The sequence below is a fragment of the Bradyrhizobium sp. WSM3983 genome (assembly GCF_000473045.1).
Taxonomy (GTDB): domain Bacteria; phylum Pseudomonadota; class Alphaproteobacteria; order Rhizobiales; family Xanthobacteraceae; genus Bradyrhizobium.
In genome coordinates this window covers 1-18229 of the sequence record NZ_AXAY01000028.1, presented here as the reverse complement: position 1 = coordinate 18229, position 18229 = coordinate 1, and the positions used below count along the sequence as shown (strand labels likewise).

General features: G+C 62.5%; 16 protein-coding genes and 2 pseudogenes. 13 read left to right on the top strand and 5 right to left on the bottom strand.

All coding sequences use genetic code 11. The features are described from left to right. Positions 1-303 precede the first annotated feature (303 nt). A complete protein-coding gene (locus tag YUA_RS50385) occupies positions 304-498 on the bottom strand; it encodes a hypothetical protein (protein ID WP_027534135.1) in 195 nt (64 codons plus the stop codon). A 297-nt stretch (positions 499-795) separates the two neighbouring features. Here YUA_RS50385 and YUA_RS0130710 point away from each other — a divergent pair, with 297 nt between their 5' ends. The 4 genes and pseudogenes from YUA_RS0130710 to YUA_RS50380 all read left to right on the top strand — a co-directional run. Beyond that, entirely contained in the window at positions 796-1803 is a 1008-nt protein-coding gene (locus YUA_RS0130710; RefSeq protein WP_371259922.1) for an efflux RND transporter periplasmic adaptor subunit, read from the top strand. Then, positions 1800-2861, top strand: a complete 1062-nt coding sequence (locus YUA_RS0130705; protein ID WP_035972283.1) for an efflux RND transporter periplasmic adaptor subunit — start codon at positions 1800-1802, stop codon at positions 2859-2861. Before YUA_RS0130710 ends, YUA_RS0130705 begins: the two co-directional genes overlap by 4 nt. An 11-nt stretch (positions 2862-2872) precedes the next feature. Next, on the top strand, positions 2873-5944 hold the full coding sequence (locus tag YUA_RS0130700; protein WP_027534132.1) for an efflux RND transporter permease subunit: 3072 nt from the start codon (positions 2873-2875) through the stop codon (positions 5942-5944). Between the two features lie 69 nt (positions 5945-6013). Next, positions 6014-6130, top strand: a pseudogene (locus YUA_RS50380) (amidohydrolase family protein); the annotation flags it as partial. A gap of 33 nt (positions 6131-6163) precedes the next feature. On the opposite strand, the gene YUA_RS0130690 reads toward YUA_RS50380, so the two are convergent. After that, positions 6164-6523, bottom strand: coding sequence for a DoxX family protein (locus tag YUA_RS0130690; protein WP_027534131.1), 360 nt, complete (start codon positions 6521-6523; stop codon positions 6164-6166). A 144-nt stretch (positions 6524-6667) separates the two neighbouring features. Beyond that, positions 6668-7540 carry an NmrA family NAD(P)-binding protein gene (locus YUA_RS0130685; protein WP_027534130.1) on the bottom strand — a complete coding sequence of 291 codons (873 nt, stop codon included), beginning with the start codon at positions 7538-7540 and terminating at the stop codon, positions 6668-6670. Between the two features lie 116 nt (positions 7541-7656). On the opposite strand from YUA_RS0130685, the gene YUA_RS0130680 reads away from it, so the two are divergent. Continuing rightward, the gene (locus tag YUA_RS0130680; protein ID WP_027534129.1) at positions 7657-8067 is read left to right on the top strand and encodes a helix-turn-helix domain-containing protein; all 411 of its coding nucleotides are present in this window, start codon (positions 7657-7659) and stop codon (positions 8065-8067) included. A 226-nt stretch (positions 8068-8293) separates the two neighbouring features. Here the strand turns inward: YUA_RS0130680 and YUA_RS0130675 are convergent, their stop codons facing one another. Next, positions 8294-9028, bottom strand: a complete 735-nt coding sequence (locus YUA_RS0130675; protein ID WP_027534128.1) for an SDR family NAD(P)-dependent oxidoreductase — start codon at positions 9026-9028, stop codon at positions 8294-8296. Positions 9029-9187: 159 nt separating this feature from the next. On the opposite strand from YUA_RS0130675, the gene YUA_RS0130670 reads away from it, so the two are divergent. From YUA_RS0130670 to YUA_RS0130645, 6 genes are all read left to right on the top strand, one after another. Continuing rightward, positions 9188-9559: a helix-turn-helix domain-containing protein gene (locus YUA_RS0130670; protein WP_027534127.1), complete on the top strand. Its 372-nt coding sequence runs from the start codon at positions 9188-9190 to the stop codon at positions 9557-9559. Between the two features lie 300 nt (positions 9560-9859). After that, positions 9860-11611 carry a hypothetical protein gene (locus YUA_RS0130665; protein ID WP_156947354.1) on the top strand — a complete coding sequence of 584 codons (1752 nt, stop codon included), beginning with the start codon at positions 9860-9862 and terminating at the stop codon, positions 11609-11611. A 255-nt stretch (positions 11612-11866) separates the two neighbouring features. Further along, positions 11867-12598 (top strand): haloacid dehalogenase type II, encoded by a 732-nt coding sequence (locus YUA_RS0130660; protein WP_027534125.1) that lies wholly within the window; start codon positions 11867-11869, stop codon positions 12596-12598. A 63-nt stretch (positions 12599-12661) separates the two neighbouring features. Then, positions 12662-13129, top strand: a complete 468-nt coding sequence (locus YUA_RS0130655; RefSeq protein WP_027534124.1) for a YbaK/EbsC family protein — start codon at positions 12662-12664, stop codon at positions 13127-13129. 295 nt (positions 13130-13424) lie between these two features. Then, positions 13425-14276, top strand: a complete 852-nt coding sequence (locus tag YUA_RS0130650; RefSeq protein WP_027534123.1) for a dienelactone hydrolase family protein — start codon at positions 13425-13427, stop codon at positions 14274-14276. A 601-nt stretch (positions 14277-14877) separates the two neighbouring features. Beyond that, a complete protein-coding gene (locus YUA_RS0130645) occupies positions 14878-15711 on the top strand; it encodes an adenylate/guanylate cyclase domain-containing protein (protein ID WP_027534122.1) in 834 nt (277 codons plus the stop codon). Between the two features lie 190 nt (positions 15712-15901). On the opposite strand, the gene YUA_RS0130640 is transcribed toward YUA_RS0130645, so the two are convergent. Continuing rightward, complete coding sequence (locus YUA_RS0130640; RefSeq protein WP_027534121.1) at positions 15902-16258, bottom strand: hypothetical protein; 357 nt, start codon at positions 16256-16258, stop codon at positions 15902-15904. Positions 16259-16522: 264 nt separating this feature from the next. Between YUA_RS0130640 and YUA_RS45540 the strand changes: the two are divergent. Together YUA_RS45540 and YUA_RS0130625 are read left to right on the top strand one after the other, a co-directional pair. Next, a pseudogene (locus tag YUA_RS45540) lies at positions 16523-16765 on the top strand (hypothetical protein); the annotation flags it as partial. Between the two features lie 280 nt (positions 16766-17045). Continuing rightward, positions 17046-18199, top strand: a protein-coding gene (locus YUA_RS0130625; protein WP_156947059.1) for an IS3 family transposase whose coding sequence is annotated in 2 segments (ribosomal slippage) — positions 17046-17295 and positions 17295-18199 — 1155 coding nt in all. Because the reading frame shifts where the segments join, the coding sequence is not laid out codon by codon here. The last annotated feature ends 30 nt before the right edge of the window (positions 18200-18229 follow it).

The following is an 18229-nucleotide window of genomic DNA, read 5'->3' as shown; positions in this document are numbered from 1 at the left end:
TGGTTTCTTCCGACGCCTTTGCGCGCCCCGGACGTGGGGTTGGTGGGGTCGGCGGCCCTGGAGTGGGAGTCGGTCGTGCAGGCGCTGGAGCAGGCGTTGGTCGTGCGGGCGTTGGAGTAGGCGTTGGCACACCTGTCAATCGTGGCGGTCCGGTCAACCGCGTCGGTCGCCGCTGAACGATGCGAAGCATGTTTCGACAGGGCTGCAGGCAAGCGTGCTTCAATATCCCTTAAGAGCGGCCGAGCTGAACGAACGATTTTGCTCCCAAGGAAAGGTATTACCATGTCTCGTCGAAGCGTTTTTTCACTGGTAGCCGCGGTTATGGGCGTCGTGTTCATCGTGTCTCTTTCCTCTGACGCGTTTGCCAGGCCCGGCCGTGGAGGTGGCGGGTTTGGTGGTCCAGGAGGCGCCGGTCGGCCCGGGGTCGGAGCCGGCGGGGTAGGACGCCCCGGTGTCGGGGTCGGTGGCGCCGGGCGCCATGTCCATCATCATGTCCATCGTGGCTATCCCGTCGCCCGAGGCGCGGCGGTAGTTGGCGTCGGTGCTGCTGCTGCAGGCGCTTATTACGCCAGACCACAGTGCGGATATTAACCCTACCCGCCCTGCTACTAGCCTGGCGCGGAGGAATAGTCGCTTACGTACCGCGGTAGTTCGCCGTGTTTCGCCGACCTGAGCGAGTTCGCAATGACTCATCGCGTTCGATGTGGCTCAAGAAGTGGCTATCGGCCTGGCTTCCCAATCGCCTGTCTGTTGTCCGTCGCGGCCTCGCTCATGGGCTGCAACGATGGAAGCGATGTGTCGTCCAAACCACCGACGCTGGTCCACACCGAAAAAGCGCGGCTTCAAGATCGCCAGCGGTCGGCCACGCTGACGGGCGACGTTCAGGCCCGGGTCCTCGCTGAACTCTCCTTCCGCGTCAGCGGCCGGGTGACCGAGCGGCTGGTGGATGTGGGAGCGCATGTGAACGCCGGCGACGTGCTGGCGCGCCTGGATACCAATCAGCAGCAGGCCGATCTCGAAGCGGCGGTCGCGAAGGTCGCCGGCGCCGAGACCGAGGTCCGGGTCACGTCGGCCACCTTCACGCGACAGAACACCTTGTTTGCGCAGGGCTTCACCACCCGCTCGACGTTCGAACAGGCCCAAGAGGACTTGCGCAAGGCGCAGGCATCGCTCGAGTCCGCCAAGGCAGAGGTCGGCACCGCGAAGGACAATTTGAGCTATACCGAGCTGCGCGCCGAGTCCCCGGGCGTGATCACGGCGCGCAATCTCGAGGTCGGCCAGGTCGCCCAGACGGCGCAGTCGGCATTCACGCTGGCGCATGACGGCGCCCGCGACGCCGTTTTCGATGTCTATGAATCGATCTTCTTCGAACAGCCGGAGACCAGTGCCATCACGTTGGCGCTGGTGTCGGATCCGGCCGTTACTGCGCAAGGACGGACCCGCGAAGTCGCAGCCACCATCGATCCGAAGACGGGAACGGTGCGGGTCAAGATAGCGATCGATAGCCCGCCAGCGAAGATGACGCTGGGAAGCGCGGTCTCGGGAACGGTGCGGTGGACGCCGCGGGACCGGATCGTTGTGCCATGGAGCGCGCTGGCGGTCGCCGGCGCCGCGCCCGCGGTCTGGGTGGTCGACCCCGAGCGCAAGACGGTGTCGCTGAAGCCGATCGCCGTCGACAGTTACGACACCGGTATCATCGTGATCAAGAGCGGCGTTCAGCCCGGCGACCGCGTCGTTACCGATGGCGGCAAACTGCTGAGCCCGGGACAGATAGTGACCTTCAGCGCGGAGGGTGCGTCATGATCGAGCGCGGAATTCGTATCGGTGCGGCGCTTGCCGTCTGCGTGGTGACGGCCGGATGCCAGGACGAAACGGCCGTATCGCTCCCGGTGCGCCCGGTGTTGTCGAGCATCATTACGCCGGTGCAGGCCGAGGATGGCAGCATCGTCGGAACCGTGGAGCCGCGGTTCAAGACCGATCTGAGCTTCCGCGTGCAAGGACGGCTGATCGCGCGCCCGGTGCATGTCGGCGACACGGTCGAGAAAGGACAAACGGTAGCGGCGATCGATCCCACCTCGCTGGAGCTTGCGGTGCGTTCTGCGGTTGCGGACGTGGCGAGTGGTCAGGCCAAATTGACCAACGCCAGCGGTTTCGAAGAACGCCAGCGCACGTTGCTCAAGACCCAGGTGATCAGCCAAGCAGACATGGAAAGTGCCGAGCAGGCCACCGCCTCTGCGCAAGCCACCCTGGCACGCGAAGAGGCCGATCTGACCAAGGCGCGCGAGAATCTAGGCTACGCGCAATTGAAGGCAGAATTCGCCGGCATCGTAACCGCGGTCGGTGCGGAGGTCGGCCAGGTCGTCTCGTCCGGCCAGGCCGTCGTGACTGTCGCGCGGCCCGAAATCCGCGAAGCGGTCGTCGATGTCGCCGACGACGTGGCCGACACGCTGCAGATCGGCCAGCCTTTTACGGTCAGCCTTCAGCTCGATCCCGAAATCCGGGCCGAGGGCAAAGCCCGCGAGATCGCGCCGCAGGCCGACGCAGTGACGCGTTCGCGGCGCGTTCGTATCACGCTCGACAACCCGCCCACGACGTTCCGGCTGGGGACGACGGTAACCACGGCCGTCACCAGCAGCCGGCCGGTGCTGCGACTGCCGCTTTCGGCCATTCTCGCCAAAGACGCCAAGACGTTCGTGTGGCTGGTCGATCCGGCCAAAAGCACTGTCGCGCTGCGTGAGATCACGAGCGAGCCGGACGATAGTGGCGGCGTGCGCGTCGTCGCCGGCGTCGAGACCGGCTTGCGCGTGGTGACCGCGGGTGTGCACAGCCTCGCCGATGGCCAGAAGGTCCGTTATCGATAAGGAAGCTGACCATGAAGTCGTTCAACCTCTCGGACTGGGCGCTCGAGCATCGTTCGCTGGTCTGGTATTTCATGATCGCGTTCATGGCCGCAGGGCTGTTCTCGTACCTGCAACTGGGCCGCGAGGAGGATCCTGCGTTTACCATCAAGACCATGCTGGTTTCGGCGCAATGGCCCGGCGCGTCCGCCGACGAGATGACGCGTCAGGTCACCGAGCGGATCGAGAAGAAGCTCGAAGAGCTGGAATCGCTCGACTACACGAAGAGTCTGACGGTCGCCGGACAGACGACCGTCTATGTCAATCTTCGCGCAAGCACCAAGGCGCGGGACGTGGTTCCGACCTGGCTGCGCGTGCGCAACATGATCAACGACATCAAGGGCGAGTTTCCGCAAGGCGTGATCGGGCCGGCGTTCAATGACAGGTTCGGCGACGTCTTCGGCAACATCTATGCATTCACGAGCGACGGGCTGAGCCAGCGCCAGTTGCGCGACCAGGTGGAGTACGTCCGTTCCAGGGTTCTGACCGTGCCGAATATCGGCCGCGTGGACACGATCGGCGCGCAGGATGAGGTGATCTACCTCGAATTTTCCACCCGCAAGATCGCTGCATTGGGCCTCGATGAGCGCGCGATCTTGACCTCGCTGCAGGAGCAAAATGCAATCGCGCCATCGGGCGTTTTCCAGGCGGGACCGGAGCGGATCAGCGTCCGTGTAGGCGGACACTTCACGTCCGAGGCCAGCCTGAAGGCGGTCAATCTTCGGGTCAACGACCGGTTTTTCCCGTTGACCGACGTCGCCACGATCACGCGGGGCTACTCCGATCCCCCGACCAAGCTGTTCCGCGTCGGCGGAGAGCCGGCGATCGGGCTCGCCATCGGCATGAAGGCCGGCGCCAATCTGCTGCAATTCGGCGCAGCGCTGAAGAAGGAAATGGCCACGGTGGTGGCCGACCTGCCGGTCGGCGTCGGCGTGCATCTGGTGTCGGATCAGCCGGTGATCGTGGACCATGCGGTCTCCGGCTTCACCAAGGCGCTGTTCGAAGCCGTCGTGATCGTGCTCGCCATCAGCTTCCTCAGCCTGGGCGTGCGGGCGGGCCTCGTCGTTGCGATCTCTATTCCGCTGGTGCTCGCGATCACCTTCCTGGTCATGGCAGCTGCCGGCATCTCGCTCCAGCGCATCTCGCTGGGCGCGCTGATCATCGCGCTCGGCCTGCTGGTGGACGATGCCATGATCGCGGTCGAGATGATGGTGGCGCGGCTGGAAGTGGGCGAGACGCTGAAAAAGGCGGCGACCTACGTCTATACCTCCACGGCGTTTCCGATGCTGACGGGAACGCTGGTCACGGTCGCCGGATTCATTCCGATCGGCCTGAACGACAGCAGTGCCGGCGAGTTCACCTTCACGCTTTTTGTCGTCATCGCGGTATCGCTCGTCGTGTCGTGGATCGTCGCGGTGTTGTTCACGCCGCTGCTGGGTGTCACCATCCTGCCGGATGCGATGAAGGGCCATCACGGGCAAAAGGGACGATTGGATCGCGGCTTCTCACGCATTCTCGGCGTCTGCATGCGCTGGCGCTGGGCGACCATCGCGGTCACGCTTGCGGTATTCGGCTTGTCGCTGGCCGGCATGGGCTTCGTGCAGCAGCAGTTTTTTCCGGCATCCGACCGCAACGAGCTGATCGTCGACATGAACCTGCCGCTGAACAGTTCGATCGCCGAAACCTCTGCACAGATAGCCCGTTTCGAGCGGGAAGCGCTCAAGGGCAATCCAGCGGTCGCTCACTGGTCGAGTTATGTGGGACAGGGCGCGCCGCGCTTCGTGCTGTCCTTCGATGTTCAGCCGGCCGATCTGGCATTCGGCCAGGTCGTGATCGTCACCAAGAGCCTTGAGGTGAGAGACCGCCTCAAGACGGAATTGCAGGCCTATTTGAAGAAGACGTTCCCGGGCACCGACGCTTTCGTGAAGCTGCTCGACATCGGGCCACCGGTCGGTCGGCCGGTGCAGTTCCGCATGAGCGGTCCCGACGTCGCCGCGGTGCGGGAATCGTCCCGGCAACTGGCGGGCATCCTGAGCAGCAATCCGCATCTGGGCGAGGTGGTATTCGACTGGGCGGAACCAGCGCGCGTCGTCAAGGTCGATGTGCTGCAGGACAAGGCGCGCCAGCTCGGGGTCTCCTCCGAAGACATCGCGACGGCGTTGAACGGCGTGCTGGACGGCACCAACGTCACCCAGGTGCGCGACGACATCTATCTGATCAAGGTGCTCGGGCGAGCCAAGGCCGCCGAACGCCGTTCGATCGAAACGCTGCGCGATCTGCAATTGTCCGGTACCAATGGCCAAGCGGTGCCGCTCGCCGCCGTGGCCACGCTGCGCTACGCGATCGAGGATCCCACGATCTGGCGGCGATCGCGTCTGCCGACCATTACGCTGAAAGCAGGCATTCTGGACTCCGTGCAGGCGGCGACAATCGTCGATCAACTCAAGCCGAAGCTCGCGGAATTCACCGCAAAACTGCCGCCCGGTTATTCGCTGGCGATCGGCGGCAGCGTCGAGGAGAGCACCAAGAGCCAGGCACCGATCCTCGCCGTGATTCCGCTGATGCTGTTCATCATGGCGACGCTCCTGATGCTCCAGCTGCAAAGCTTCCAGCAACTATTCCTGGTGTCCGCCGTTGCGCCGCTGGCCCTGATCGGCGTCGTCGCCGCATTGCTGCCGAGCCGGGCGCCGCTCGGTTTCGTCGCCATCCTCGGGGTGTTGGCGCTGATCGGCATCCTGATCCGTAACTCGGTGATCCTGATCGTGCAGATCGAACATTTGCGCGACGAAGGGCAGTCCGCGTGGGATGCCGTAGTGGAAGCGACCGAACACCGGATGCGGCCAATCATGCTGACGGCCTTGGCGGCCAGCCTTGCGCTGATCCCGATTGCGAGCGAAATATTCTGGGGACCTATGGCATATGCGATGATGGGCGGCATCATCGTCGGCACGGTGCTGACGTTGTTGTTCCTGCCCGCGTTGTACGTCGCCTGGTTCCGGATCAAGACACCCGTCGGCACAGAAGCGCAGCCCTACCGGCAGGACTGAAGCGTGAACGACAAGCGGCATTGCTCCGCACAAGCATCCGCCGACCGTCCCGGACACCGCAGCCTTGGAGACTGGCCGGTGATCACGCCGGACCGCTGGCTGTCGGACTTCGCCAAGATCGACATCCGCGACGAGGTCCGGCCGAAGGTGCTGAAGGCCAACGCGCGGAAGATTCTTGGAATCTAGGACGCGGACTCATTAACTTGCCAGTGGCGCCAATCATGCCGAGCTGGGGAGCGGCTTCCGCCAGGCGAGCCAGCCGACGACTATCGATAGTATCGCCACGATAAACGGCGCTACCCCGTGCCCGTATTCGCCGTGGAGGGTGACGGTCGCGAGCGCCGCTAACATCACGGCGCAGCCGAGCGCGGAGCCCCACAGCCGCGTCCGTGCCTGCGCCAGCAGAACGGCCGTCGTGAGTTCCAGCGATCCGGTCACGAAATGGAACCAATGCGGGTATCCCCACCGCAGATATTCCTCGTAGATAGACGCAGGGGCCAAGATGTTGCTGAGCGATCCCACGACGAAGAAAGCGGCCAGTGCCAAGGCCGGGACTTGGCGCCAGGAAATCTTTGACATTTGTTCAACCTTTTCTGATGGGCCGCCGCGAAGGACCGGTGTGGGTCTGGCCAAGAGACGGCCGGCCGCGACGCATTCATTCCGAAGGAGATGCGAATTTCCGGAGCAGGTCCGAAAGTCGCATCTCATCGCTGATCCGCAGACCTACGCCGTGGCGGCTTTGTGGGCCGCCGCGAAGACATCGCGGGGAAGCGTTGTGCCGGCGACGTGCTCCGTGCCGGCCACGCCGAGGTCCATCCAGCCCGCGTTGACGGCCTCGAACATCGCTTCAGCCGGCCCGGTTTGGCCCTTCGGGATGCCGAACTGCTCGAACGCTGCCGGCCACTCGGCCCGCGGGACAGCGAAGGCCTTGACTTCGCGCTGCATGACATCGCCCAGTTGCGCTGCGACTTCATCTGCGCTGACCATCGAGCCAAGTTCGATGACGCGATGCCCCGACCACGTCGGCCCGGTCAGCAGCGTCGCCACCTCGGCGCCGATGTCGTTCGTCGCGACCATCGTCGATTTTCGGCTGGTCGGATTGTAGTAGACTGGGAGCGTGCCGCTCTGGGCGACGTGCAGGCCGTAGAGGAAGTTCTCGAAGAACCCGCCAGCGCGCACGAAGGCGATCGGCGATGTCAGTTTGCGAAGGCCTTGCTCCAGCAACGACAGGGCCGTGACAATCCCCAGCCCACTGGTCCGGTTCGCCCCCATCGACGAGAGCCCGACGACCCGCGGCGGCGCGGCCTTGGTCAGCGCCTCGACATAGTTCGCGATGACGCCCTTGGCTTCCTTGAAGTCCGGCGAGGGGGCCCAGACGGCCGGCAACATCACAAACGCGCCGTCGACGCCCTTGAGCGCCCGCTCGATGGCGGCCGTGTCGTTCCAGTCGCCGTCCACCAGTTCCACGCCCTGCTCCGTCCAGCTTGCCGCCTTCGCGCGGTCGCGAACCAGCGCGCGTACTTTCTTGCCTTGCGCCAACAGATGCCTGGCCGTTGCGCCGCCGACTTTTCCTGTAATTCCAGTGACTAGAAACATGCGTATTCTCCGGGGACTAGATGGCCTATATTCTAGGGTAGGTCTCACATAGAGACCTCCGGCCTGCACCGTAAGGAGGCAGTTTTTTGTAACCAGGAGAGAAAAAGGGGACCGGCATGAGCGACGCATTGAGCGCGATCGAGCGATTCAGCCGATATCAATCGGACGACGCCCAGTCAGTAGAGCCCGTGCATTGCCCGGTGCGCGACGTGCTCGACTGCATCGGCGACAAGTGGAGCATACTCATGATCATGACCCTGGCGACGCGACCGCAGCGCTTCGGCGAGCTTCGCCGAGCCATCCGCGACATCTCGAAGCGCATGCTCACACAGACGCTGCGCGACTTGGAGCGCGACGGACTCATCACCCGCCATGTCTTTCCGACCAAGCCGCCGAGCGTTGAATATTGCCTTTCCCCGCTAGGCCGATCCCTGCTGGACCCGATGGCGAGCCTTATCGATTGGGCCGACCGTCGTTATTCTGATATCCATGCCGCGCGCGTCCGCTTTGACGGAGCACCCCTGTGATGTCCAGCGCTACACAGAAGTTCCCTTCATCGCATGTGCAGGTTGGCGCATGCGACACATTGCGCTGCGCACGAACTTGGTCCCTATAGGGGCAAAGCGGACCTAGCCTTCGTTGCATCACGCGTCCGGTTTTATGGATACACGGCCTGGTCTAGCCGGGACTTATCGCCCCGGCACATCGAGGGCTTCGGGGGACCGAAGCCCTGATGCTCAACCGCTAAAGGCCTCAGACCTGCGCCAGACCGCCGTCGACGAAAACTTCGCCGCCGGTCATGAAGCTGCTATCTGACGACGCCAGGAACGCGGCCACCGCCCCGGTCTCTGCCGGATCGCCCACGCGCCCGATGGGCGTGGCGCTTCCGAGCGCATCGAACGCTTCCTCGCCAACGATCTCCAGTGCCAGCTCCGTCTTGGTTGGCCCCGGTGACAGCACATTGACCCGGATGCCTGTGCCGCGCAGGTCCAGCGCCCAGCTCCGCGCCAGATTGCGGATCGCGGCCTTGGTCGCGCTGTAGATGCTGAACTGCGGCGTCCCCATCACGCCCGTGCTCGAACCGGTCAGGATGATCGACGATCCCTGCTTCATCAGCGGCAGGGCTTTCTGCACCGTGAACACCAGCCCTTTCACGTTGACATCGAAGATGTGATCGTAATGCTCGGGCGTGATCTCGCCGAGCGGGGCAAACAAGCCGGTGCCGGCATTGGCAAACAGAATGTCGAGCCCGCCGCGTTCGGCCTTCACTGCCGCATACAGCCTGTCGAGGTCGGACAGATCGGTCACCGAACCCCTGACGGCGCGCGCCGAGGATCCGAGCTTCGCAACGGCGGCATCGAGCGGCTCCTGCCGCCGCCCGAAGAGATAGACGAACGCGCCTTCGTCAACGAACCGTTGGGCGGCTCCAAATCCGATACCCGTTCCGCCGCCGGTCACGACTGCCGTCTTGCCTTGTAGTCTGCTCATGATGTGCTCCTTCATTGAGGTTGCACTGAGCTGGCGGCATACCCACCTAACGACAAGTATGCACCTTTTGGTAAGTATCCAAAAATGTCGTCAGATCATTCAGAGCCAACCTTCACGCCTGCGCCAGCATCGCCACCGGTCCAGAGCTGCACACCGACCTTGCCCGGCTTTACCTGCGGCCTCGACGCAACCCTGCGGGTCGTCGCCGGCAAGTGGAAGCCGCTGATCCTGTACTTCCTCGCCCAGGACGGCCCGACCCGCTATGGCGAACTCCGGCGCGCCGTGCGCGATGTCAGCGACAAGATGCTGATCCAGCAACTCAAGGAACTGGAGGCCGATGGTCTGGTGAAGCGGACCGACCACAAGGAGGTGCCGCCCCGGGTGGACTATAGCCTCACCCCTTTGGGCCACAGCCTCGCCCAGGCGCTCGTGCCGCTCTGCTCGTGGGGCACAGAGCACATGGCCGAGGTCAGCCAGGTCTTCGCCGAGCGGGCGACCTGGACGCGGCGAGGACGTCAGCCGACCGTCTAGCTTGCGGGCACTTCGTCCGAGGTCTGCTCCGCCCCTGACAGCAGCGTGAAGCTCGCCCTGAGGCCGGCTTGGTCCGAATTTGTCCATTGCTTCCGTAAAACTTTATTGAATGGTGCCGGGCTTGGCTAACGCCTCGCGCGTAGCGTGTATCCTATGAAGATGCCCGAACGTTCATGTCATACAAGGCCGTTGCGACGCTGCGCTGGTGCTCGTCGGTGCAGACGATGCGGCAAGATGGCAGCATAGCGTCGTCATACAAACTTAGCCTCCCCGTTTTAGGATCAACACGTGAGACGCCTTGTGACCGCAATTATTGCAGCATTCGTCAAAACTGTCGTTGGCCCGTTGTCCCAGAAAAGGACCTGCCTTATCGGCTTCCTTGCGACGTGTCTGGGCGTGCTGGCGACGCAGGCTTCCGCCGATAACGATTGGATCGTCGCCCGGATGAGCGGCTCCATCCGCGCGCAGGCGACTTGGGATCAAGTCAGGTCGCAGATGCTGATCGCATTTTTTCAGAGCAATCCCGACGAGCGTGGCGTCAGCGCGCAGGGAATCGAAGATCTACGCAAAATCTCGGTGGCGCAGCGGCGATCGCAGGCCGTCGCGCAGATCCTGATCTACGACCTTGACGGCGACGGCTCCGTTACAACGGATGAAGTTACCGCGGCAATGAAGCCGCGGGCGCGTCAGATGATCCATGCCAACGGTGTACAGCTTGAACCGACACCTCAGCAGGTTCGTACGCAGCTCGACAAGCTCGTCTCCGATCTCCTCAAACCGGATACCGATCATGACGGCGTCATCAGTGCCGCCGAAATCCAGCAAGAGGGAGCTAGACAAGCGGCGCAAGCGAGCATTTCCTGGCAGCAAAGCGCCACCCAGCTTGTTCCGATGACGCTCGACGCGAATGGAGACGGGGTCGTCTCTCTCGCTGAGTACGAGGCAGCGGTCCGCGAGCAGTTCGATTTGACGGACCAGGACCGCGATGGTCGCATCTCCGCAAGTGAGGCCATGGAATTCGGCAAGCGGCTGAATGAAGCCCGCCAGGCGACACAGCGCGCGCGTGAAGCCGAGACTCGCAAGCAGCGGCTTGAAGCAGCAGTGGCTGGATGCAATGTGCCCAACCCACCGCGCGACGCGCGCCTGGTGGTTGTCGGTGCCAGAGAAGGCAGAGCGCTATCGAACGCCTGGGTCGGGAGCCAGGACCGGGTGACTTCAGTAGTAACCGTCGAAGTCACTCCGGGACCCGAACCGCTCTACCTGGCCTTGGTGAGCGATGGGGCGACCATCTGGGATGTCATAGGTGCAACCGAACGCGTTGTCGGTGTCGTTGCTCATGCGGACACCGCCGCCGAAAAAGCCGGAGACGCCGGCCGCAGTCCCGCAGGCGGTGCGATTGGGCCTCAACCCCGTGGCAAGCCTCTTGTCGGCGTGATGGGGATCCCGCGCGACAAGATTCGGTTCACCGCATACACGGGATGTCTGATCCCACCAACGGAGACGACCTTGAAGGACGGCAGCGCGCAGGAAGCAGCTACGCTGTTGTTCGGGCGGCCCGCAGATGAGATTGGCGGCAAACACAGTGCGGGAACGTTCAGCGTGCCGGGGCTGCGCCATTCTCCGGATCGGCCAGTTCGGAACACAATCCAGCTGCCGAAGGAAGGGCTGGGCGAACTGCTGTGGCGCAACGTTTTGGGAGATTACCCACTTGGGATTGCGCAAATCGACCTGGGATCAGTCGTGTCGGCTCTGCCGGTGAAAAATTATTCAGTCTTGCCAGGGAGTGCGGGGCTGGCGACCTTGGTCGACGCGGGAGACCTCAGGATTACCGGCATGTCGCGCGGCGTCAGAATCAATTTTGGTGATTATCAACCCTATACGCAGCCGGACAAATTCAGAATCACCAGAAAGCTCAGAATGCCGGCCGGCGCATCAGGTAGCTTTGTATTGGCAGATCAAGTCCCACCTCCTGAGGGCGACCTAAGCAGCGTCTGCGTTTCCTCGGAGAGCGACAAGAAGCCCGTCGGGGGCTCTCGCACGAACTGCAATTGAACCGTCCGCTCCTCAAACTATTCGGATAGAAGAAGCACTGTGGGCCTGCTGCCGTCTTTACCGGCCTAGCGGTTTTGCTTGTATGCGCCTGCCGGCTTGATCGGCAAAATGGGCGCATGGAAACAAGGCCCGCCTGGGTCACGAGCCGCTGATTACGCTTGCAGTGGCAGACTTCCGCTGTGCTTGGTAAGCTGACGATGATGCGGCACCCCCCAAGCGGAATTTTTGTGACCACAACGGCCCGAAGGACAGCCGATGAACCTCAAAGCCGTCGTCTTCGACGCCTACGGAACGCTCTATGACATCCAGTCGGTCGCTGACATCACCGAGGATGCGTTTCCGGGCTATGGCGAGATCATCACGCAGGTCTGGCGGATCAAGCAGCTCGAATACACCTGGTTGCGCTCGCTGATGCAGCGCTACCAGGATTTTTCTGCCGTCACGCGCGACTCGCTGGCCTATACGCTGCGCGTGCTCGGGCTTGCCTATGAGAACGAGGCGTTCGAGCGCGTCATCGAAAAGTATCTGCATCTCGATCTTTATTCCGACGCGACGGCCGCGCTCACCGCATTGAAACCGCGAAAGCTTGCCATTCTCTCCAACGGCAGCCCTGACATGCTGAACGCGCTGGTGCGCAATTCCGGCCTCGACCGCCTGCTCGATGCCACCATCAGCGTCGATACGAAGAAGATCTTCAAGCCCGACCCGCAGGCCTATGAGCTGATCGGCGAGATGCTCGGCACCGCGCCGGATGAGGTGCTGTTCGTCTCCTCCAATCCCTGGGACGTGGCCGGCGCGAAAGCGTTCGGGCTCAACGTCGCCTGGATCGAACGGGTGACGCCGGAGGCCATGGCGCTGGCTTGTGTCGAGAACGAACTCGTGGCGCCGCTGACCATGTTTAGGGCGATCCGCACCCAGATGGATGAGCTCGGCTTTGTGCCGGATCATCGCGTCCGTTCGCTTTCGGAGCTAGCCGGGATCGTCTAAGGATGACCCAGGGATAACTTAGGCATCGCCGCCCGCCCGCAAGTCCCCGATGAGCTGACTGGAATGAGCCTGGAATCCGTTCGCGCCTTCTTCGCCGAGAAAGCCCCCGACATCTCCGTCATGGAATCCCCGATCAGCTCGGCGACCGTGACGCTGGCTGCGGAAGCCTATGGCGTCGAGCCCGGGATGATCGCCAAGACGCTGTCCTTGCGCATCGGCGAGCGTGTGATCCTGATCGTCGCCGCCGGCACCTCACGTATGGACAACAAGAAGGTCAAGGCTGCGTTCGGTGGCAAGCCGAAGATGCTGGGGCTGGAAGAGGTCGCCGAGATCACCGGCCACGAGGTCGGCGGCGTCTGTCCGTTCGGGCTGAAATCACCGCTGCCGGTCTATTGCGACGTTTCGCTGAAGGCGTTTGACATAGTGGTGCCGGCCGCCGGCTCAACCCACAGCGCGGTGCGTATCACGCCGAAGCGGTTGGCCGAGCTGACCGCGGCGGAATGGGTCGATGTCTGCGAGCACAGACCTTAGATCAGGCGGGCGTGAAACCTATAAATCGCGGCGCGCAGATCTGGCGCACTTGATGCCCGCTATAATTCCGACAGCCGCAGAAATGCCGACGTCGCTCGTGGTCCGAGTTGGGCCATTCGCGTCGATTTGGCCGCGCGTCGACCATTTCCGGTCCCCCCCTGAAAGCCGACACGAGGACAGGCGTTCGTTCGTTTACGCCGGCCATAAGTGTCCGTGCAGTTCTTAGACTTACGGTGTGGATGGGCGGACATGAGCCTGCTACGCTGACTCCGTTCGGGAACCGGAGGGAAGGAAAATGGTTACACGAGCCAAAGCATGTCTCGGTGTAGCAGTGTTCGTTGCATACCTTTCCACCAACGCCGCCACCTTGGCGGGAGAATTGGTCAGGTTCGAAAGTGCTCCCGTTCACGTCGGCCAACTCCAGCAGCGCCTGGCGCGCGAACGTAGCGAAACGTCGAAAGCAGCGTCTGAAACGATTGAGGGTTACCTGTCGAAACCTGAGGGCGACGGCCCGTTTTCCGCCATTGTGTATCTCCACGGATGCGATGGACTTTCAGAAGACGCCCGAAGGTACAACGCGCGGGACTATGTGTCGCTTATGCTGGATAGCTTTGCGACCCGTGGCATCAAGAACGCCTGCACCCAGGTGACGCCGGGCCTGCTGCTTACCCGCCAAGGTGATGCTTTAGGCGCGCTATCCTATCTTTCCAGTCTTCCCTTCGTCGATTCTCAACGTATCGCGGTTATTGGATATTCGCAGGGTGCAATGGTTGCGCTGCAGTTGGCGTCGAATCATCAGGCCGAAATCTTTGACGTCCCCCGGGATCGAAAGTTCAAGGCCGCCGTGGCCTACTACCCGCTTTGCGGCGTCGCCTCCGAGGAACTCATCGTTCCTGCATTAATCATGATCGGCGAACTCGACGACTGGACGCCCGCGACGGACTGCGAGCGTTGGATGAAGCGGCGGGCCGACAGGGGAGCACCCGTAAAATTGATCGTCTATCCCGGTGCCTATCACGCCTTTAATTCCCCCGCCTTCGCCGATGGCAGGGAATATCTCGGACATTGGCTCAAATATGATCCCACCGCGGCCGCCCAGTCAGTCCAGGAGATGCGGAGTTTCCTCGCTGCTCAATTTTCCCATTGAGTGACGGCGAAAGCGAGTGCGCGGCATCGGCATCACGCATCGTCCGCTCTGGGTCAGTCTCGACATTCTCGCAGTTAGCCGGCGGCGTCCGGTCCACCCCCAACTTCAGACGTACCAACACACTGCGCCAGCTGAAGTGATGGGCCGGCAAAGTCCGAAATTTAGCTGATCTCGCGAGCTAGCCGCCCCAACCGCAGTAGGGACGGCAGCGATAGCGTGCGCTATGCCAATGGCCCCAGCCATGGCGCCACCAGCCGAAACGTGCTTGGGCCAGATCTTGAGCCAAATCTTGGGCCCGATCTTGGGCCAAATCGCCCTCCTGCACCGTCGGCCTGGCGGCCCCGGACAGAGGCGTGACCGGCGCGGCCATTGCAGGCGCACCGAGCAATATCGCAGCGCCGATCACGACACGCGCTCCAGGAATTTTGGTCACAGACATGCCATTCCCTCCAATCCGAAAATTTTCGACCGCAATCAACTCGGCGGACTGCAATTCGTTGCACGGTTGTGACGGGTTTGGGGCCGGCACTGGTCGCGAAACGGCCATGGCACCGGATGCGACGCTTGATGCAGATGCGTTAGGGAGGCTACCATATGGCCGATGACCGACGACAAGGTGAAACGACGACTGACCACGGTGCTGTGCGCTGACGTGCACGGCTATTCTCGCCTCATGGAAGCAGACGAGACGGGAACGCTGGAGACGCTCCGCCGCTACCGCACTGCCATTGCGGGATTGGTGGAGCGCCATGACGGCCGCATCGTGAATACCTGGGGCGATGCCGTCATCGCCGAATTCGCCAGCGTCGTCGAGGCCGTGCAATGCGCGGTCGAGATCCAGCAGGAAATTTCCAATCAGGATACGGACCCGCCTCACGTGAACCCGATGCGGTTTCGCATCGGCATCAACCTCGGAGATGTCATGGTGGACGGCTCCGACATCTATGGCGACGGGGTCAATATCGCGTCACGGCTGCAAGAACTCGCCGACCCCGGCGGCGTCGTGATCTCGAGCTCCGTCTACGATCAGGTGCACAACAAGCTGTCCGTTGGCTTCGACTGTCTCGGCCAGCGACCCATGAAGAACATTGCTCCGGTGACGAGCTATCGTCTGACCTTGGGCGGCCAAACCGCCGGGCGCGGAAGCTTCGCGGTCAACGAAAGCCCAACTCGGCGCGAGGAAGCCGGTCGCCTGCGGACGGGCGACAGGCACGAGCCATCCTCGTGGATGGGTGTCGTCTCGGGATGGCTGGCCAAGCTGCCCCGCCCCGTTGCAGCGGCCCTCACGGTGTCGGTCTTTCTGATCCTGATCAATCTGTTCACAGGCGCGCACAAGATCTGGTTCCATTGGCCCGTCGCAGCGATACTCTTCGGTGTCCTCATGCGAACAGCGCTCGGACATCGACCTGGGTCGGACAGCAAGGAGAAGCGCTGAACGAGGCGGCACGACCGCATCGTCGCAGATCTCGCGGCGTAGCGAGATCTCGTAGGGTGGGCAAAGGCGCACTTGCGCCGTGCCCACCATCTTTCAACAATATTGCAGGGGATTGGTGGGCACGCTTCGCTTTGCCCACCCTACGGCACCGTCGTCCTGCGCACGTTTCCGGATCATACTCCGGCCAGCGCTAATCGTCGTCATCGTCATAGGGCCGCGGCTGCGCCTGCAGAGGTGGCGGCGGCGCATTGTTATAGCGCGGCGGCGGTGCAGCCCGATTGCGCGGGGTCTGCTGCTGCGGCGGCATCTGATTGTTGGACTGGAACACCGCGCGGCAGCCGCTCGAGAGCTGCGGCGTGTTTTGCCGCAGGCAGGCCGTGATGCGGCTCACATCCGGAATCTGGTCGCTGCACAGGCGCCAGACATCCGGCGTGCAGGCCATCTGCTGCTCCATGGTTCCGCGATATTCTTCGGCGGACGCAGCGCTCTGCGCGACGATGCCGCCAATCGCAAGCGCCACACCCAGCGCAATTCGCTGTGTTGTCATGTCAGGATCCCTTCCGAGTCTCTCGAATTCTCGCCAATCAATGAGACGCGGACAGGTTCTGGCCCAACAAAAAAATGTGAAAACTCCGCTGGAACCTATTCGACTCGGCCGATCTTCCTGACGGCCGCGATCAGCCTCGAGCTGTCAGCGCGGCGATCGGCAAGAACAAGCTGTTTACGAAGCGTTAGCCATCTTCGCCCCGCTCCGGAACGCATCCCTGCACCCTCCGTTGCCTTCGCAGAATGTCTTGCCAGGGAGTGTGCCATGGGAAAACTTGCGACCATCGACCTCGCCCTGGACGAGATGCTGGTCAATCTCGCCGCGATCGTCTTGCGGCTTTCAAAGCCTGACGTGACGCGCACGCCGGAAGCGCGGCGCGCATTGGCGCAATCCGTTCATCAATACGCGGCCTGCGCCGCGCGCTCGACCGACCCGCGCGTTCAAGAATTGAAGACGCAACTGGAAAAGACACTGAAGCCGAGCTTGCGCATCGTCGCGATCGACGGTGAAGGTGTTGTAGTCAGAGGTGGTGGGCACGCTTCCGCCTTCGCTCTTCGAGCTACGGCGGACAAGTCGCTTTTCCCACTCTACGATAGCTTGCTCGTACGATAGACTAGCGAGATCTCGTAGGGTGGGCAAAGGCGAGAAGCGCCGTGCCCACCATCACTCGCCGAAATTTCCAGCAATGTCCCGCATGTCCCCTCCCCAATCCACGGGAAGGGTGCCTTGAGCTGCTGCCGGTTTGATGGACACCAAGATTGGGTGTTTCATGAAGCCGGAGGTTGTCATGCAGAGACGGAAGTTCAGTCGAGAGTTCAAGGTTGAGGCGGTCAAGCTTGTCAGGGAGCGCGGGGTGTCGGTGGCGCAAGCGGGCCGAGACCTGGGCGTGCATGAGAACGTGCTGCGCAAATGGGTGAAGGAGTTCGGCTCCGACCCTGTGCAGGCCTTCCCCGGCCACGGGCAGATGAAGCCTGAGCAATTGGAAATCGAGCGGCTGCGGCGCGAGGTCACCAAGCTGAAGGCAGAGCGGGACATCCTAAAAAAGGCCGCTGCCTACTTCGCGAAGGAAGCGACATGAAGTTCGTCTTCATCGCGAAGCACCGGAATATCTGGCCGGTGGCATGGCTATGCGAAGCAATGGGCGTGTCGCGGTCGGGCTTCCATGCCTGGCTGAACCGATCGCCCAGCGCCAGATCCCGAAGCGACGAGACGGTAGGCCAGCGGATCAAGGCAAGCTTCCTTGCCAGCGACCGGACCTACGGCGCACGGCGCGTCTGGAGAGACCTTCTGGCGGACGGCGTCGACTGCGGTCTGCATCGGATCGAGCGGCTGATGCGCCTGCAGGCCTTACGGGCGCGGCCAAGGCGCCGGCGCCTGCCGAAGGACGAAGGCAATCGCCAGATAGCGAACGTGCCGGCGAATCTTCTGGATCGTCAGTTTGTGGCCGAGCGGCCGAACCAGAAGTGGATCGCCGACTTCACCTACATCTGGACCGCCGAGGGCTGGCTCTATGTGTCGGCCGTGATCGACCTATTCTCGCGCCGGGTGGTCGGCTGGTCGATGAGCGCCAGCATGACAGCTCAGTTGGTTGCGGACGGCCTTCTGATGGCCATCTGGCGGCGCGGCAAGCCGGATGCCTTGATGCATCATTCCGATCGCGGCAGCCAATACGTCAGCGAACAGTTCCAGCGCTTGATGGCTGACAGCGGCATCGTTTGCAGCATGAGCCGGTCCGGCAATGTGTGGGACAACGCCGCGATGGAGAGCTTCTTCTCGTCGTTGAAGACCGAGCGCACCGAGCGCAAGACCTATCGAACCAGGAACGAGGCAAGAGCAGATGTGTTCGACTACATCGAGCGGTTCTATAACGCCGTCCGGCGTCATTCGACGATCGGATACCTCAGCCCTGTTGAGTTCGAGCGCAAGGTGGGATTAGCTTAACCGGGTGTCCATCAAACCGGCAGCAGCTCA

Coding starts and splice junctions, on each gene's coding strand:
- YUA_RS50385 (WP_027534135.1), bottom strand. CDS start 498: ATGGACATGATGATGGACATGGCGCCCGGCGCCACCGACCCCGACACC.
- YUA_RS0130705 (WP_035972283.1), top strand. CDS start 1,800: ATGATCGAGCGCGGAATTCGTATCGGTGCGGCGCTTGCCGTCTGCGTG.
- YUA_RS0130700 (WP_027534132.1), top strand. CDS start 2,873: ATGAAGTCGTTCAACCTCTCGGACTGGGCGCTCGAGCATCGTTCGCTG.
- YUA_RS0130690 (WP_027534131.1), bottom strand. CDS start 6,523: ATGTCAAAGATTTCCTGGCGCCAAGTCCCGGCCTTGGCACTGGCCGCT.
- YUA_RS0130685 (WP_027534130.1), bottom strand. CDS start 7,540: ATGTTTCTAGTCACTGGAATTACAGGAAAAGTCGGCGGCGCAACGGCC.
- YUA_RS0130680 (WP_027534129.1), top strand. CDS start 7,657: ATGAGCGACGCATTGAGCGCGATCGAGCGATTCAGCCGATATCAATCG.
- YUA_RS0130675 (WP_027534128.1), bottom strand. CDS start 9,028: ATGAGCAGACTACAAGGCAAGACGGCAGTCGTGACCGGCGGCGGAACG.
- YUA_RS0130660 (WP_027534125.1), top strand. CDS start 11,867: ATGAACCTCAAAGCCGTCGTCTTCGACGCCTACGGAACGCTCTATGAC.
- YUA_RS0130655 (WP_027534124.1), top strand. CDS start 12,662: ATGAGCCTGGAATCCGTTCGCGCCTTCTTCGCCGAGAAAGCCCCCGAC.
- YUA_RS0130650 (WP_027534123.1), top strand. CDS start 13,425: ATGGTTACACGAGCCAAAGCATGTCTCGGTGTAGCAGTGTTCGTTGCA.
- YUA_RS0130645 (WP_027534122.1), top strand. CDS start 14,878: ATGACCGACGACAAGGTGAAACGACGACTGACCACGGTGCTGTGCGCT.
- YUA_RS0130640 (WP_027534121.1), bottom strand. CDS start 16,258: ATGACAACACAGCGAATTGCGCTGGGTGTGGCGCTTGCGATTGGCGGC.